The following is a 16,106-nucleotide window of genomic DNA, read 5'->3' as shown; positions in this document are numbered from 1 at the left end:
TCAGATACAAACGTACTGCACTTCATCCTAGTAATGACTGCCCATTACGCCGTGGCGTAAAAGGTCTCGCCTGCTGCTGCCATGTCGCGAATCTTTTGCGGCGCTTCATATGCTTTGCCAAGGTGCGCATATTTTTCACATAAGGCCAAGTAGTTCTCTAGACCCATTTGATCGATATAACGGCAAGGACCACCGCGGAATGGCGGGAAACCAACGCCCATAATCATCGCCATGTCAGCTTCTGACGGCGTGCTTACGATGTTGTCTTCTAGGCAGCGTACGGTCTCATTGCAAAAAGCTAGCATGGTACGGTCAATGATGGCTTGATCATCAAAGGTTTGCTTGTCATTGTCACTCGTCGCCTGTAGCAACTCATAAGTGGCGTCGTCAGCAGTTTTCTTTGGCTTACCGCGGCTGTCGGTTTCATACTTATAGAAACCAACGCCGTTCTTTTGACCCAAACGCTTGTTTTCGTACAAATGCTGAATCGCACCTTTATAGTCAGGCTTCATGCGGTCAGGGAAACCTTCCGCCATGACTTCTGCACCATGGACGCCCGTGTCTAGACCGACTACGTCGATTAGGTAAGCAGGACCCATTGGCCAGCCAAATTTCTCCATGACTTTATCGACATGAGCAAAATCAGCACCTTGCTTTAATAATAAATCAAACGCACCAAAGTATGGGAACAACACACGGTTCACAAGGAAACCTGGACAGTCATTGACCACAACAGGTACTTTGCCCATTTTAGAAGCAAGTGCAACCGTGGTCGCGATGGCTTCTTCTGATGACTTCTCACCGCGGATGACTTCTACAAGTGGCATGCGATGTACTGGATTAAAGAAATGCATACCCACGAAGTTTTCTGGACGCGCAAGTGCTTCGGCTAGATAAGTAATAGAAATGGTTGAGGTGTTTGACGCTAAGATACAATCGTCTTTCACCAAGCCTTCGACTTCTTTTAGTACCGAACGCTTCACATTTGGATTCTCTACCACCGCTTCGATCACGATATCTGTCTCAGCAAAATCACCGTAGTTGAGCGTTGGACGGATACGGCTTAACGTTTCGCCCATTTTTGCTGGGGTCATCTTGCCGCGTTCGACCATTTTGCCAAGTAGCTTGCTGGCTTCGCCCATACCAAGATCCAATTGCTCAGGCTTGATGTCTTTCATGATGATCGGCAAACCCTTGCTCGCCGCTTGATAAGCAATACCGCCGCCCATGATACCTGCACCCAATACTGCCGCTTCATTGATATCGTGCGCCTGCTTGCTGTGCTGTTTTGCTAATTTCTTAACCAATTGATCGTTTAAGAACAGACCGACCAAGCTCTCTGCTTGTGGGGTTTTCGCTGCTTTGGCAAAACCAGCCGCTTCGACTTCAATCGCTTTGTCACGTGGTAAATTTACGTGTTTTTCGATGGTTTCAATAGCGATGGCTGGCGCTGGATACTGCTTAGGATTGGCTTTGGCAAAGATCATACCTTTTGCGCTGTTAAATGCCATGGCTTGCTCAAGTTGATTTAACTTAACAGGCACCAGTTTTTCTTCGCGTTTCGCTTGCCAATCAAGCTCACCAGAGATACATTTTTTGACCAAATCAATTGCGGCATCTTGCAAGTCATCAGCTGGTACAGTTGCATCGACCAAGCCAAGCTTTAGCGCATCAAGTGGTTTTTTTGGAGCACCAGTGGCGATAAGCTCAAGCGCGTTGTCGATACCAATGACACGCGTACTACGAACCGTACCACCAAACCCTGGGAAGATACCCAATTGCGTTTCTGGCAGACCGATAGTGGCTTTGTCACTCATGACGCGGTATTCACAAACGAGCGTCATCTCGCAACCACCGCCAAGCGCAGCACCATTAATGGCCGCTACTTTTGGAAACGGCAAATCTTCAAAGCGGTTGAAAGTATCATTGATGCTTACAACCCAATCTTTGATTTCGCTTTCTGGCTTTTTAAACGAGCCTACAAACTCTGTGATATCAGCACCAGCGATAAACACGCCTTTGCTAGAAGTCACGATCAAGCCTTTTACGTTGTCAGCTTTTTCTAAGGCAGTCACAGCTTCACCAAATTGCTTATTGGTCTCAGCATCAAACTTATTCACGCTCTCGTTTTCGGCGTTGTACTGCATATTGGCGATGCCATCCTCTAGCATTGTCACCGTAATGCGATTTCCTTGGTATACCATTTGGAACTCCTTTCTATTTAATAAAAACTAGGTAATAAAAGCTATGCGGTAAAAATTACATCATAAAAGCGAGGTTTTAGAATATAAAATACATAGCCAGTTATTGTTATTAAAATGGGTAGTAGCACCTGCAACCTGTCTTATCATCACGATAAATAACGTCATTACGATAAACGACAAAACAAATTAACAAGTGAGAATATCTTTATTATCCAACGCTCATAATTTTGTATGGACTACTGTGTATGTCATTTCAAATGCTTCTTACAAAACCATACGGCGCTTTATTTATATACAACTGTTTCAGGTACGGCGGTTATCGATCTTAATATTGCAAACACTGACTGAGATTTGGTCTTACATGAGCTTTTACTTAAATACATATATAAAACCTGCGTTCTCATTATCAGACCATCTTCATGCCAATTAGTGTATGGGATTATGCCCCTGACTGTCACAAGCTAATGCCATACTCACAAGTCACTCTTAAATTGATAGCAGACCTTTACCTTATTGCTCACGTACTTTAAACGACTGTTTGTATATAGTCAGGTCAAGATAAAAAACGCTATGCTGGTAGAAGTTTTCCTCGCTTGCTGTACCGTTGCAGACAGAGGCTTCAAAAAACTCATCCCAGCAACACCGTATTCTTTTTAAGTTAAATCAACTTTATCAAAAAACGAGCCGCTTAAAATTTCTAGCTTAAAGTGTCTAGATGGTTACTACCAAACTCTCAACTTTCGTCTTTATCAAAACACATTCAACCATTAAGTTAAATCAGCAATACGTAACGAGGGCTTGTTGCATTATTTCCTACTATTTTTAACACTAAGTCGCAAAAACAATTCACGTCGCATACGCATCGCGCAAGGAATATCGCCTATCATGCTACACTAACGATATCTCTATTATTCATCTTATAAATGGTTGGGTTATGACTGTTTCTTCTACGCCAAGCTTTATGTCTTTTAATAACACCGAACACTTTCACAGCGCCGTACGCGCGCAATTGGCACTAGACATCGAGGTGTTGTTTGCTTATGCCGAGTTGCCAAGCCCATTAATTGATGCCTGTCGTTATGTGATGACGGGTCAAGGCAAATTGGTGCGTCCGTTATTGGTCGCCAGCGCCTTTGCTAGCGTCAGTAGCAATAAAGATGGCGAGAATGACGACTATGACAGTCAGGACAGCAGCGCAGATTTTGACTCGCTAAACGATGACCCTTCAATGCTCACAAATAATGAGCTAAGCAATGATTTGGTGTCTCTTTTAGAAAACGATTCAGATTATGATATGTGTCGCCGCGCGGCATTGGCGGTGGAGCTGCTGCATACCTACTCACTCGTACACGATGACTTGCCTTGCATGGATGATGATGAGCTGCGCCGTGGTCAACCGACGTGCCATATCACCTTTGATGAAGCGACGGCACTACTGGCAGGGGATGTGTTGCAGACGTTGGCGTTTGAAGTATTGACCGCAGAGATGCCCACCTTTGCGCCCTTTGATTCAGATATCGCAAGCCAGCTATTTGCTATATTTGCCCCGCGCGCTCGGCGTATGGTCTCTGGTCAAATGCTCGATCTCAATGCAGAAGCCAGTACGGATATTTCTCAAGAGAATTTAGAAGCCATTCACCGTGATAAAACGGGCGCATTGATAGAAGCGGCCATGCTCATGGGCGGCATTTGCGCTGGCGCAACTGCTCCGCAGCGTATCGCTTTACAAGATTGCGCCCAACATATTGGTCTCGCTTTTCAAGTACAAGACGATATCTTGGATGTGACCACCAGCACGGATACGCTTGGCAAACCTGCTGGCAGTGATGAAAAACTGGACAAATCCACTTATGTGAAGCTAATGGGCGTCGAGAATGCAACAGCGTACGCACAATCATTATTTGATGAAGGTCGCGTCGCAATCATTCGTGAAATAGGTGGTGATAAAGAAAACGATGCGCTATTAGCACTTATCGAATGGTTATGGTTACGTAAAAAATAATCGAAAAGAAATAGACTGATAGGCGCTACAATTGACCCTAAATAAGAAAATCATCATTAAAACGTAATGCTAGGATAATTTTTCTTGCTTGCTGTGCCGTTGCAGACAGAGGCTACAAAAATTTATCCTAGCAGCACAGTATTCGCTTCATAGTGAATGGGCTATAAGCGTTTAAAAAGTAAAAAATAATCAAAATTCAATCATAAAAAGCAATGAGTGGTCGACATGGACAGTAACCCTACCCCGCGTATTTATCTTGGCACTGGCGGCTATAGCGACACCGATTTGCTCGGCACGCTGTATCCTACTGGTACCAAAAAGACCGACTTCTTGCGCGAGTATGCCAAGCAATACGGCGCGGTCGAGATTAATAGCACATTCTACGCACCCATCGGACAAAAAGCCTTTGCGGGTATGGTTGACAAGGCGTATGTGCAAACAAATAGCCAATTAAAATTTGCTGTTAAACTCCATCAAGACTTTACTCATGCGCGTAAAGGCACAGCCGAACACGCGCAAGCGTTTTTGAATGCGCTATCGCCACTTATCGAAGCTAATTGTTTAGCGCCATTATTGCTCCAGTTTCCGCATGGCTTTGATCGTACCCGTCAGCTGCGTCTCTATCTTGCCAATCTTGTCAGCTGGTTTAAAGACTATCCGTTGGCCGTTGAATTCCGTCACAACGGCTGGCACACCCCGCAAGTGGTCGATAGCTTTATCAAGCAAGGGCTGATTTGGTGTAGTGTCGATTATCCAAAAGTGAGTGGCCTACCACCATCACGGCTGATATTCACTGAGCGTACAGGTTACCTACGTATGCACGGCAATAATCTGAACTGGTGGGATGCGATGAGTGCGAGCGACCGTCATGATTATCGCTATAGTGATGCTGAAATGCAGGACTGGGCGCAAGCAATTGCCAATCAGCGTCAGCACTTTGATACGCTTTATATCTTCTTTCAAAACACCGTCAATGCGCATGCCTATTATAATATTGCGATGCTTAGAGAGGCATTGGCAGCGTATAACTTTGACGTATTGTAATTAATCTAAACCCTTGAATTAATAAGAGCGCTATGGATTCACTCAGTCAAATCGTCTTAGGGGCAAGCGTCCAAGGGGTAGTACTTGGTAAATATCAGGGCCGCAAAGCCTACCTATACGGGACGATACTGGGCACGCTACCTGATTTGGATGTACTTATCAGCTACCCCGATCCCATTAGTGACATGACCTACCATCGCAGCTTTAGTCATTCATTACTCGTCCTGACTGTAGTGGGTATCGTAGGCGCTTGGCTGATTAGTCGCTATCATCAATGGCGCGATATGCCATTGCCTTATTCAACGCGGCGCTTAGCACTCGCCATGACGTTAGTTTTGACCACCCATCCTATCTTGGACAGCTTTACGGTCTACGGCACACAATTATTTTGGCCGCTGCAAGACCCTTTACAGATAACCCCAATCAGTATTGCGTCGGTATTCATTATCGACCCGCTATATACCCTGCCGCTCCTCTTAGCACTGATTGTGGGACTCTTAAAAGGTAGCAACCTTGCGGTATTCAAAGCAGGACTGCTGGTCAATTGTCAGCTCCTTGCGGTTTGGATGCTACTGCTCAGTAGTAGTTATTTACTATTGAGCTTAGGACTAAAATACCACGCACAGTCCCAAGCTGAGCGAACCTTGGCTGCCGCTGGCATTGACACCCTAAGACTAAAAACTATGCCCGTACTACCGACGGTACTCATGTGGCGTACCGTTGCCGAAGATGATCAACATAGATTGATTGAGATACGCGGTAGCGTTTTAGATAGCCGCTTTCCTGAATATCGCTACCTGACTCAGTACGACAACGCGCAGGCGCTACAGGCAAGCTTGCCAGCACAAAGCCGACCCTATGCCCAACGTCTCGATTGGTTCTCTGGTAACTGGATAGGATATCGCGTCCAAATGCTACCCGCCGCTTCTAATGCTAGCGGCGCAGCCGAACAACTGGTCGTTGATGATTTGCGTATGATGGCAGATAACACCGCATTTTTTAGTTTTGTATTAGCCGACAAATCCAATCAAAATACGCAGTGGCAAGCCATAACACCTATAGAAGCACCTGTGGTGACTCCTGACAACCAAACTGAATCATCGCGTTTTGAACTAATTAAGCAGGGCTTTAAAAGGGTGTTTGATGAGTCGATGGTGGATACAAGTGAGGGTTGGGAAATAGTCGATAGAAACTAGCGGCAGCTATTGTATGAATAGATAACAAAAAATTTTACAAGAACGTTATTAATATGTAATTCCTAAGTTTAATAATTATTGCTGATTATATCAAAATTGTGCATGATGGTATCAGAAAATCGACAGCCAATCATTGAACTGTTTATCAATGTAATTGAGTAAAATTTTGCATTGTCAAAAATACAGTTTCTGAAAGTTACTTGTTCTGAATGAATATTGATCAAGCTAGATCCTGTGAAATCACAATTAATAAACGTCGAGCCTGTGAAATTGGCATTTCTAAGTCCACAATGGCTGATGTCGCTATCGTGTATCGTTATCTTTTCAAAACTGACTCTATGCAAATCTCTATTGGATAAGTTCAACTCTTTATTAGTGCTGAAAGTTATGGTTTTTTCAGTACAGTTGTCAGCGTTATCAATATAGCTCAAAGTTATCATATATAATTTACCCATAGCGGTTTGCCACTGATTTTTTAGGTTTTGTGGCTAACTTGATATTAATAATAAAAATACATTAAATAAAACAAGAAAACGATACCTCTCAATGTCCTTTCTTCAAATCAAATACTTGATTAAAGATTACTCTTCAACGCCTGCATCTTGACCCTTATATTTTGCGTTTGCCTAGTCCCAATTCACTAGCCTCTCTATGAATGTATCTACACAATCAAGATATGAATCAACAGCACACCATTACCCCACCGCCATAATCACTGCATAACTGCTTACATAGAGTTATGCGTGGGCACAGACTTGATATACCCACTTGCGCTAACAAACAGCAGCACCGCCAGCCCAGCGCCAAGCATCTCCATGGCAAACAGGGTCTGCCCCATCGGCTCTGCCGAGCGCGGAAAGATATTGGTAATGTCCGCCACATACACCACAAAATATTCTACCGCGAGCAGTAAGAGTACTTTTCCGCGCATCACCTGACCGTCTAGCCCCGCGAACAGTTGCCACACACTAAGAACCCCAAGGGTGATCAAAAATACCGTGAATAAAGTAATTACCATCGGTGAATAATCGAGAAATAATCGCGTCTTAGTCAATACGCTAAGTATAATAAAGCACAGGTTCAGCACCGATAGTGTCAATGTGGTCAGTACTGCGATGCGTGCTTTATTCACCCTATTCCCCTGCCTACATTTTATGTTCGCGTTTCGTGTATTATAGCGCCATCAAGACCGTTTTTATCGCTAAAATCATGAGTGCGCTTGCTGGCGTAGCCTTTGCTATGGAAGTGCTCGTTAAAGTTCCAGCCCACAGAGTAGCTATCAGGCACGGCTATCTTACCGTGGTATTTTTATTATCCCACTCCTTTTTTATTAAAACACATACCATAAAAAAGGACACCTCACGGTGTCCTTTTTTCAAATCAAAAGCTTGGTTAAAGATTACTCTTCAACACCTGCATCTTGACCTTTATATTTTGCATTTGCGTAGTCCCAGTTCACTAGCTTGTCTAGGAACGTATCAACGTAGTCAGGACGACGGTTACGATAATCAACATAGTAAGCATGTTCCCATACATCACAAGTTAATACAGCTACTTGGTCATGTGCCAATGGCGTGTCAGCGTTTGCAGTTTTGGCGATAGACAGTTTGCCGCCGACTTTATCAGCAACTAGCCATGCCCAACCTGAACCGAACTGAGTCAACGCTGCGTTCTTGAACTCTTCACGGAACTTATCGTAGCTACCGAAATCTTCTTCGATTTTACCTTTTAGGTCGCCAGTAGGTTCGCCGCCGCCATTGTCTGGCGTCATGCAGTTCCAATAGAACGTGTGGTTCCATACTTGCGCTGCTTGGTTAAAGATGTTTTGCGTGCTAGTGCTCTTTGAAGTCGCTTCAATGATTTCTGGTAACGTTTTGTCTTCTAGACCAGAGCCTGGCAATAACTCGTTTAGCTTGTTTACGTACGCTGCATGATGTTTATCATGATGGTACTCTAGCGTCTCGGCACTGATGTGTGGTTCTAATGCGTCTTTTGCGTATGGTAGATCTGGTAAAGTAATATTTGACATAGTTATTTTATCCTTGCTGTTTTTGACCATTAAGTTGTAGCAGCTAAATTTTACACTGTTCTTACGCTACAAAATAGCGGCCTAAATTGGCTGAGTTTATTGTTTGAACTAAATTTTATCGCCTAATACGTATTACTGCTTAACACAATATCACGTATTATTATGAATCCAAAATTCACTTAACTGTTATTTTTTTGCCAAAAAGCCAAGCGTTTGACTTAATGCATTTTTATTAACTTAATATTCATAAGCCATAAGATATAATTCACTGTAGCTTGCTGCGCATTATAGCAACAATGATGAAAAATATCAGTTACCAAATGTTATAGAACGTACCAGCAGCATAGCAATTGGTTAGTCATCGACTGATATCTACCCTATATAAAATCCATTACTACCTATCTATGTTACACGCTAAAACAGCACAATACATGCGCTGACAAAACACTAAAAATCAAAATATATTGATTCAACCATTAATATCGACATGACGGAATCACACTATGAGCGCTATCAATACTTCACTATCATCCACGCAATCGACATCCAATAATCAATGGGTGCTCGCGAGCAATAATAAAGGCAAACTGAGCGAATTTAAGAGATTGTTTGCTGAGGCGAACTTGGATGTGACTATCATCCCGCAAGGTCAGCTTGATATCGAAGATGCGGTGGAGGATGGTTTAAGCTTTGTAGAAAACGCCATTATTAAAGCGCGTCATGCCAGCCGAATTAGCGGTCTACCTGCGATTGCCGACGATTCTGGCTTGTGCGTCCCTGTACTGGGCAATGCGCCCGGCATCTACTCTGCTCGATATGCAGGCGAGCATGGTAATGACAGTAAAAACAATAGCAAGCTTATTACTGACTTGCAGTCCATGCGCAGTGAGCAGCCGATCAAAGGGATGTTCGTTTGCGTACTGGCTATGGTACGTCATGCCGATGATTCGCTACCGATTATCGCGCAAGGTCTATGGCAGGGTGAGATTTTAGAAGCACCGCAAGGAGAGAGTGGTTTTGGTTATGACCCATTATTTTGGTTACCTGATTTACAAGCTACGGCTGCCAGCTTAAGTGCGTCTGATAAGAACCGCATCAGTCATCGTGGTCAAGCAATTCAACAACTACTGGCGCAGCTGCCGTTATAGGTTTCTGTACTTCAACAGCTACATATGTTTTCGATCCTTTACCCTAACAGTCTATAGTAGAGTGCCATTGGCTTATTAAATATGATAAATAGATATTTATTCCTAATTCCTATCTTAGTTCTATTTCAATTTGGTTGCACTAATCAAATAGTAAGTAATACTTCTAACTCAGTGATAAGAGCGAAAAATTCACTCGATCTATTCTCTTATTATTATAATAAAAGCAATAATGTTCAACTAGCTGCATTATTATCAGGTAAATTTACAATGAAGAATGGATGTCTTCTATTTGGCGATGAAGATGATTATATAACCCCAGTGTTTAATACGAAAGCTAGTAATATCAAAGTTGACTTAGATTCAGAGACTGTAACCTTAAATGCAACAGCAGTTCCATTTGATACAGAAGTTTTCGCAGGAGGCGGTTTTATTGATAAGAAAAATCTTCCTCCACTTCAAACTACTGGCGATGAAAAATGCTTAACGGATAGAGTAGCAACTATACATTCTATTGAAGTCCTAACTCCTGAATTGCGTAGAAAATTCTTACTTGATTGGGACGATAAGCCAAAGCCGTAATGAAATTCAATATAAGTGACCATCATGTAGTACTGATGCCATGAGCAATAATATGGTCGCTTTAGAACCAATATAAAGTGATTGGTGAGCATTTTTCGCCGCCTCTGTCACGCTATGCGAACAGCAAGCAAAAAAAATGCTTACCAGTCGAACCTACAATACCCTTACTGTTTTTATTTTGAACTGACCGTAGCAAACAGATAATTTTTACTTTAATAAACAGATAGATTATACTGTTCTACTTTTAAAATTTTGCTGAAAGCCTCGATTTGGCTGTATAATTCACCGAAAAACGTTATTATGCATTCCATTTGCGGTTTATTATTGATATTTGGTAGCGCCTGCAACATTGACTGTTTCACACTGTAGCAACCGTACAGTATTAGTGGCGATTGCAACTGGCACTGACGTCGAGATTGCGGACTATCACTGTCCCCTATTGATTCCAACGGCAACTGGTCGTACACGCCCATATTTTGAGGCACGGTTGTCTACTACCATTTAACCCTAAGTACTATTTAATCATAAGTACCATTTAATCCTAAAGGTGTAATGAACATGGCTACAGATTTACAAGTCACAACCAACAAGCTATCTAATAAAGAGACTCAGCTAACGGTTAAAGTACCTGTTGAAAAGATTCAAAACAAAGTTGAAGGCCGTATTCGCCAAGTTGCGAAAACTGCTAAGATTGACGGCTTCCGTAAAGGCAACGTCCCTATGTCGCACATCCGCTCTCAGTACGGTGCTGGCATTCAACAAGAAGTCATCAACGACGTCATCCGTGACACTGTATTTGAAGCAATCAAGTCTGAAGACATCCGCGCTGTTGGCATGCCGAACATCGATGACGTAAAACTTGAAGATGATTTCTTGGTTTATCAAGCCACTGTCGAAATCTTCCCAGAAGTTGACGTACAAGGCATCGATGAGATCGAAGTTGAGCGTCACACTGCTAAGGTTAGCGAAGAAGACGTTGACACCATGATCGAAAACCTACAAAAGCAACGTGAAGAATTCGTTGAGAAAAAAGGTAAAGCGGACAAAGGCAATCAAGTCACTTTTGACTTTGAAGGCTCTATCGATGGCGAAAAATTCGAAGGCGGTTCTGCTGAAGACTTCAAATTGGTTATCGGTAGCAACCAAATGATTCCAGGTTTTGAAGCTGGTATCAAAGGCATGAAAGCTGGCGAGGAAAAAGTGATCGACGTGACTTTCCCAGAAGATTACCAAGCTGAAAACTTGGCGGGTAAAGAAGCTCAATTCAAAATCAACGTAAAATTGGTTGAAAAATCTAAGCTACCAGAAATCAACGAAGAGTTCCTTGAGCTATTCGGTGTTAAAGAAGGTGGTGTTGAGAAGTTAAAAGATGACGTTCGCAAAAACATGGAACGTGAAATCAAAAACGCTGCACGTAGCCAAGTGAAGCAAGCAACTTTTGATGCGTTGTTAGAAAAGAACGAGTTTGACGTACCAAACGCTATGCTAGAGCAAGAAATTGAGCGTCAGCGCAACATGATGATGCAACGTTTTTCTCAGCAGTTCGGTGCGAATGCTGATAGCTTCGATAAAGACATGCTACCAAATGAGCTATTTGAAGAGCAAGCGCTACGTGCTGCCCGTCTTGGCATCATCGTTGCCCGTGTTATCGATACCAAAGGCTTAGAAGTAGATCAAGAGCGCGTTGAAACCTTCATCAAAGAAGCGGCTGAAAACTACGAAGATCCAGCAGAAGTCATCGAGTACTACACCAATGATAAGCAGCAGCGCGCTAACATTGAGTCTGTAGTATTAGAAGATCAAGTGGTAGATTATTTGATTAGCCAAGGCAAAGTCACTGATAAAGAAGTTAGCTATCAAGACTTACTAGCTGCTCAGCAACAACAGCAGCAAGGTATGTAGTTGATCAAAAAGTACTGAGCAAAAGTTAAGGTGGCAGTTTGCCCTTTACTAATGTTCATTGCTAAGCGTACTTTATATATGTCATGACACAATGCCCTAACAAACTTGTTAGGGCATTTTTATTGGAGGCTTATATACTATAGTTCATTTAAATAAAAAGTTGCTTCTAAATAAAAAGGTTACAACCATCATCACGCACTGCTAGGATAATTTTTTCTTGCTTGCTGTGCCTGCGCAAATAGAGGCTACGAAAAGTTATCCCATCAGCATTGTTTTTATTTTAGAGTAGATTGACTATACCTTTATGAATAGTTTATAGGCAATCCCCTTGATAAACGCCTACAGACGCCTTATTAATAGAAAGTCACCTAGGTTGCTAATAGAAAGTCATTTTTCGCATGAAAAAGTTACTATTGCTCCCATAAAAAAGTTACCATTAGTTCAATTATTTTGAGCGGCATCTAGATGCATATTATTGAGTCTAGTGAGTGTTATCCATAAGTAGCACTATTTATAATGATAAACACCGATAAAAGCTTAGCCGTTTGCTCTTCATTACCCTTATTTTATGTACGTATAAACAGGACATTTTTATGACAGATTATGATCGCATTACTGCCAACCCACATTTTGATATGCTGATGAGTGCGCACAATGAGGTGCAAAACACACAAGCTGCATTAGTCCCTATGGTTGTCGAACAATCATCACGCGGTGAACGCTCGTTTGATATTTTTTCACGTCTATTGCGTGAGCGTGTGATCTTTTTGACAGGCCAAGTCGAAGACCATATGGCCAACTTAATCGTTGCCCAGTTGCTATTTTTGGAAGCAGAAAACCCAGATAAAGATATCCATTTATATATCAACTCACCAGGCGGTTCAGTGAGTGCAGGTTTGGCGATTTTTGATACCATGAACTTTATCAAGCCTGAAGTATCGACCATTTGTATGGGCGGTGCTTATAGCATGGGTTCATTCTTATTGGCTGCGGGTCAAAAAGGCAAACGTTATTCACTTGCTAATGCTCGCGTGATGATTCATCAGCCATCAGGCGGCGCACAAGGTCAAGCGACAGATATCGAAATCAATGCGCGTGAAATTCTAAAAACCCGTGCTCGTTTGAACCAAATCTTGGCTGAACGTACTGGACAACCAGTAGAAAAAATCGAAAAAGACGTTGAGCGTGATTTTTGGTTAGATGCACAAGAAGCCAAAGAATACGGTTTGGTTGATGAAGTATTAGAACGTCGCCCTGACTCATTATAATAAGACAGAAGCCTTGATAAGCATTGGATGCCTCAGCGCCATGCGTTTTGGCATCGATGCAAACCATTAGAATACTTATAAGCGTTAAATTTTAGGAGCGCCTTTTATGGCAGAAGATACTACCCCGCATTGTTCGTTTTGCGGCAAAGCCAAAAGTGATGTACAGCAGCTGATTGCCGCTGACGACGCCAATATTTGTAACGAATGTATTGAGCTGTGTACCGATCTAATCGCAGACAGCGCTGAAGACAATGACGATGATAGCGACATTGATACCTCTTGGGTCAATAAAAAACTACCAACGCCAAAAGAGCTGCGCGCCAAACTTGATGAATATGTTATCGGTCAGGACGCTGCCAAAAAAGCATTGGCAGTTGCCGTTTATAACCATTACAAACGTCTTAAGGTGAGCCAGACCTTAGCGAGTGACAGCAAAAAAGCCAAAATCGGCGCTGACGATGCCATGGTTGAATTGGCCAAAAGCAACATCTTGCTGATTGGTCCAACAGGTTCTGGCAAGACACTGCTTGCGCAAACGTTAGCACGTCTGCTGGATGTGCCGTTTGCCATGGCCGATGCCACGACTTTAACCGAAGCAGGTTATGTTGGTGAAGACGTTGAAAACATCGTTCAAAAGCTATTGCAGGCGTCTGATTATGATGTAAGCAAAGCTGAGCAAGGGATCATCTATATTGATGAGATTGATAAAATCAGCAAGAAAGGCGACAACCCTTCTATCACGCGTGATGTATCAGGTGAAGGCGTACAGCAAGCGTTGCTAAAGCTTATCGAAGGTACGGTCGCTGCCATTCCACCGCATGGTGGTCGCAAGCATCCACAGCAAGAGCTGATCCAAGTTGATACGAGCAATATCTTAATCATCGTTGGTGGTGCATTTGCAGGTCTTGATAAAGTGATCCAGCAGCGTACTGAAAAAGGCGGTATCGGCTTCAACGCGGATGTCAGCTCAAAAGATGACAGCCGTCGTAGCTCAGACTTGCTACAACAAGTTGAGCCAGAGGATTTGATCAAATTTGGTCTGATTCCTGAGCTGATTGGTCGTTTGCCTGTGCTTGCTGCATTACAAGAGCTGGATGAAGAAGCGTTGGTACAAATCCTAACCGAGCCTAAGAACGCACTGGTTAAACAGTACAAATACTTGTTTGACATGGAAGGCGCTGAGATTAGCTTTACGCAAGAAGCGCTTGATGCAATTGCCAAAAAAGCCATGGAGCGTAAAACAGGTGCGCGTGGATTGCGCTCTATCGTAGAAAACGCTCTGCTTGAAACCATGTATGAATTGCCATCTATGAAAGATGCCAAAACTGTTATGGTTGACGCAGATGTCATTAATGAAGGCAAAACTCCTACTATTGCTTAATGTAATAGTAGGTTAGATAGTCCGTGTTTATTCATGGACTACTATAAAAAAAGCGTCTGGCATCCTGTGCTAAGACGCTTTTTTTATGTCCATTTTAGCAGCTGCCAATTCAGAGATTTAAATGACAGCCGCGTTTATCAATCCTCATCAGTCAGTAATATAAATCATGCTAAGGTAGGCAAGTTACTTTTAACTATCTATTTTGGTTCTGTACATCAATATCACTGGTCTATTAATGGCCGCTCATTTATTAAACAAAGGATTGTTTATTATGCTTAATAACATAACTGCTCTGGCAACGTCGCTATGTCAACACTTACCCTTCTCCACCTCCAACTATAAAAACGATGACATCGCCCCTTATTATCGCAATCACGTCGCCGCTATTACTGGCGCAGGCTCTGGTATGGGACGCGAGCTTGCGATTCATCTCGCAAAAATGGGATGTCACGTTGCTTTATCGGATATTAATGCGGAACAGCTGGCACAAACCAACGCGCTGCTGGTCGGTTACGATATCACCTCAACTACCACCGTACTCGATGTCTCGGACAATAAAGCTGTGCAAGCATGGGCCGATAACGTAATGGCTGAGCATGGTAAAGTGAATTTTATCTTTAATAATGCAGGCGTGGCGTTCTCTTCAACGATAGAGGGCGCCAGTATTCAGGAGCTTGAATGGGTGATGGATATCAACTTTTGGGGCGTAGTGTACGGCACCAAGGCGTTTTTACCCTTAATTAAAAACAGTGTCAAAGAAAGTGAGAGCAATACGAGTACTGATGGTAAGGATAAACCACGCCAGTTTAAAGAACACGGTCATATTATTAATATATCCAGCTTATTTGGCTTAACTGCTCAGCCCTCCTATTCCGCCTATAACGCCAGCAAGTTTGCCGTTCGTGGTTTCACAGAGAGCTTGCGTCAAGAACTTGCTATCCAGCGCTGCGGTGTTTCAGCAACTTGTATCCATCCAGGCGGTATCAAAACCAACATTGCCAATAGTGCGCGCGGTAATGATAGCGTCACTGATGTCGGTATGCATACGGGCGACAAAGCCATCAAGAGCTTTAATAAGTTATTAAAATTCGATGCAAGTGAAGCGGCTTGGATTATTTTGCAGGCGGCAGCGACCAATCAAGCGCGTTGTTTAATTGGCAATGATGCCAAAATAGTCGATGCTGTGCAGCGGGTCTTTCCATCAAGTTATAGTCAGGTACTAAACGACGTCACAAAGTTATCTCGCAAGTTAAAACCGCGCCGCACGAGTAAACGCAATAACAAGTCCAGTACCGCGTCATAAGCAATAGTGATTGATTGGCATATATTAAAACAAAAGCCCAACTATTTATG

The 16,106-nt window shown here is 42.9% G+C and carries 15 protein-coding genes; 10 read left to right on the top strand and 5 right to left on the bottom strand.

The features are described 5' to 3' along the window. Positions 1–44: 44 nt before the first annotated feature. The gene (gene fadB, locus ACT3TH_RS12150; RefSeq protein WP_444756095.1) at positions 45–2,204 is read right to left on the bottom strand and encodes a fatty acid oxidation complex subunit alpha FadB; all 2,160 of its coding nucleotides are present in this window, start codon (positions 2,202–2,204) and stop codon (positions 45–47) included. A gap of 934 nt (positions 2,205–3,138) precedes the next feature. On the opposite strand from fadB, the gene ACT3TH_RS12145 reads away from it, so the two are divergent. From ACT3TH_RS12145 to ACT3TH_RS12135, 3 genes are all read left to right on the top strand, one after another. Next, a complete protein-coding gene (locus ACT3TH_RS12145) occupies positions 3,139–4,206 on the top strand; it encodes a polyprenyl synthetase family protein (protein WP_444756094.1) in 1,068 nt (355 codons plus the stop codon). 225 nt (positions 4,207–4,431) lie between these two features. Further along, positions 4,432–5,250, top strand: coding sequence for a DUF72 domain-containing protein (locus tag ACT3TH_RS12140; protein WP_444756093.1), 819 nt, complete (start codon positions 4,432–4,434; stop codon positions 5,248–5,250). 32 nt (positions 5,251–5,282) lie between these two features. Then, positions 5,283–6,446 (top strand): metal-dependent hydrolase, encoded by a 1,164-nt coding sequence (locus ACT3TH_RS12135; protein ID WP_444756092.1) that lies wholly within the window; start codon positions 5,283–5,285, stop codon positions 6,444–6,446. 68 nt (positions 6,447–6,514) lie between these two features. Here ACT3TH_RS12135 and ACT3TH_RS12130 read toward each other — a convergent pair whose 3' ends face one another. The 4 genes from ACT3TH_RS12130 to ACT3TH_RS12115 all read right to left on the bottom strand — a co-directional run bounded on the left by ACT3TH_RS12130 (position 6,515) and on the right by ACT3TH_RS12115 (position 8,475). Beyond that, entirely contained in the window at positions 6,515–6,886 is a 372-nt protein-coding gene (locus tag ACT3TH_RS12130; protein WP_444756131.1) for a pentapeptide repeat-containing protein, read from the bottom strand. A gap of 287 nt (positions 6,887–7,173) precedes the next feature. Continuing rightward, complete coding sequence (locus ACT3TH_RS12125; RefSeq protein ID WP_444756091.1) at positions 7,174–7,533, bottom strand: hypothetical protein; 360 nt, start codon at positions 7,531–7,533, stop codon at positions 7,174–7,176. Positions 7,534–7,598: 65 nt separating this feature from the next. Next, a complete protein-coding gene (locus ACT3TH_RS12120) occupies positions 7,599–7,733 on the bottom strand; it encodes a hypothetical protein (protein ID WP_444756090.1) in 135 nt (44 codons plus the stop codon). A gap of 112 nt (positions 7,734–7,845) precedes the next feature. Continuing rightward, positions 7,846–8,475, bottom strand: coding sequence for a superoxide dismutase (locus tag ACT3TH_RS12115; RefSeq protein ID WP_444756089.1), 630 nt, complete (start codon positions 8,473–8,475; stop codon positions 7,846–7,848). 503 nt (positions 8,476–8,978) lie between these two features. Here ACT3TH_RS12115 and rdgB point away from each other — a divergent pair. The 7 genes from rdgB to ACT3TH_RS12080 all read left to right on the top strand — a co-directional run bounded on the left by rdgB (position 8,979) and on the right by ACT3TH_RS12080 (position 16,056). Further along, positions 8,979–9,623 (top strand): RdgB/HAM1 family non-canonical purine NTP pyrophosphatase, encoded by a 645-nt coding sequence (gene rdgB, locus ACT3TH_RS12110; RefSeq protein ID WP_444756088.1) that lies wholly within the window; start codon positions 8,979–8,981, stop codon positions 9,621–9,623. A gap of 81 nt (positions 9,624–9,704) precedes the next feature. Continuing rightward, on the top strand, positions 9,705–10,202 hold the full coding sequence (locus tag ACT3TH_RS12105; RefSeq protein ID WP_444756087.1) for a hypothetical protein: 498 nt from the start codon (positions 9,705–9,707) through the stop codon (positions 10,200–10,202). 349 nt (positions 10,203–10,551) lie between these two features. Beyond that, a complete protein-coding gene (locus tag ACT3TH_RS12100; protein WP_444756086.1) occupies positions 10,552–10,707 on the top strand; it encodes a hypothetical protein in 156 nt (51 codons plus the stop codon). 53 nt (positions 10,708–10,760) lie between these two features. After that, positions 10,761–12,104 carry a trigger factor gene (gene tig, locus ACT3TH_RS12095; RefSeq protein WP_444756085.1) on the top strand — a complete coding sequence of 448 codons (1,344 nt, stop codon included), beginning with the start codon at positions 10,761–10,763 and terminating at the stop codon, positions 12,102–12,104. 593 nt (positions 12,105–12,697) lie between these two features. Next, complete coding sequence (clpP, locus tag ACT3TH_RS12090; RefSeq protein WP_062845552.1) at positions 12,698–13,372, top strand: ATP-dependent Clp endopeptidase proteolytic subunit ClpP; 675 nt, start codon at positions 12,698–12,700, stop codon at positions 13,370–13,372. 106 nt (positions 13,373–13,478) lie between these two features. Beyond that, positions 13,479–14,753: an ATP-dependent protease ATP-binding subunit ClpX gene (clpX, locus tag ACT3TH_RS12085; RefSeq protein WP_444756084.1), complete on the top strand. Its 1,275-nt coding sequence runs from the start codon at positions 13,479–13,481 to the stop codon at positions 14,751–14,753. A 271-nt stretch (positions 14,754–15,024) separates the two neighbouring features. Then, positions 15,025–16,056 carry an SDR family NAD(P)-dependent oxidoreductase gene (locus tag ACT3TH_RS12080; RefSeq protein ID WP_444756083.1) on the top strand — a complete coding sequence of 344 codons (1,032 nt, stop codon included), beginning with the start codon at positions 15,025–15,027 and terminating at the stop codon, positions 16,054–16,056. Positions 16,057–16,106 lie beyond the last annotated feature (50 nt).

Source organism: Psychrobacter sp. AOP22-C1-C5 (genome assembly GCF_052378885.1).
Lineage (GTDB): Bacteria > Pseudomonadota > Gammaproteobacteria > Pseudomonadales > Moraxellaceae > Psychrobacter.
This window is presented reverse-complemented; position numbering and strand designations above follow the sequence as displayed.

Excerpts from the sequence above, each read along its gene's own strand:
- fadB (WP_444756095.1), bottom strand. The coding sequence starts at position 2,204 with ATGGTATACCAAGGAAATCGCATTACGGTGACAATGCTAGAGGATGGC.
- ACT3TH_RS12145 (WP_444756094.1), top strand. The coding sequence starts at position 3,139 with ATGACTGTTTCTTCTACGCCAAGCTTTATGTCTTTTAATAACACCGAA.
- ACT3TH_RS12140 (WP_444756093.1), top strand. The coding sequence starts at position 4,432 with ATGGACAGTAACCCTACCCCGCGTATTTATCTTGGCACTGGCGGCTAT.
- ACT3TH_RS12135 (WP_444756092.1), top strand. The coding sequence starts at position 5,283 with ATGGATTCACTCAGTCAAATCGTCTTAGGGGCAAGCGTCCAAGGGGTA.
- ACT3TH_RS12130 (WP_444756131.1), bottom strand. The coding sequence starts at position 6,886 with ATGATAACTTTGAGCTATATTGATAACGCTGACAACTGTACTGAAAAA.
- ACT3TH_RS12115 (WP_444756089.1), bottom strand. The coding sequence starts at position 8,475 with ATGTCAAATATTACTTTACCAGATCTACCATACGCAAAAGACGCATTA.
- rdgB (WP_444756088.1), top strand. The coding sequence starts at position 8,979 with ATGAGCGCTATCAATACTTCACTATCATCCACGCAATCGACATCCAAT.
- ACT3TH_RS12105 (WP_444756087.1), top strand. The coding sequence starts at position 9,705 with ATGATAAATAGATATTTATTCCTAATTCCTATCTTAGTTCTATTTCAA.
- tig (WP_444756085.1), top strand. The coding sequence starts at position 10,761 with ATGGCTACAGATTTACAAGTCACAACCAACAAGCTATCTAATAAAGAG.
- clpP (WP_062845552.1), top strand. The coding sequence starts at position 12,698 with ATGACAGATTATGATCGCATTACTGCCAACCCACATTTTGATATGCTG.
- clpX (WP_444756084.1), top strand. The coding sequence starts at position 13,479 with ATGGCAGAAGATACTACCCCGCATTGTTCGTTTTGCGGCAAAGCCAAA.
- ACT3TH_RS12080 (WP_444756083.1), top strand. The coding sequence starts at position 15,025 with ATGCTTAATAACATAACTGCTCTGGCAACGTCGCTATGTCAACACTTA.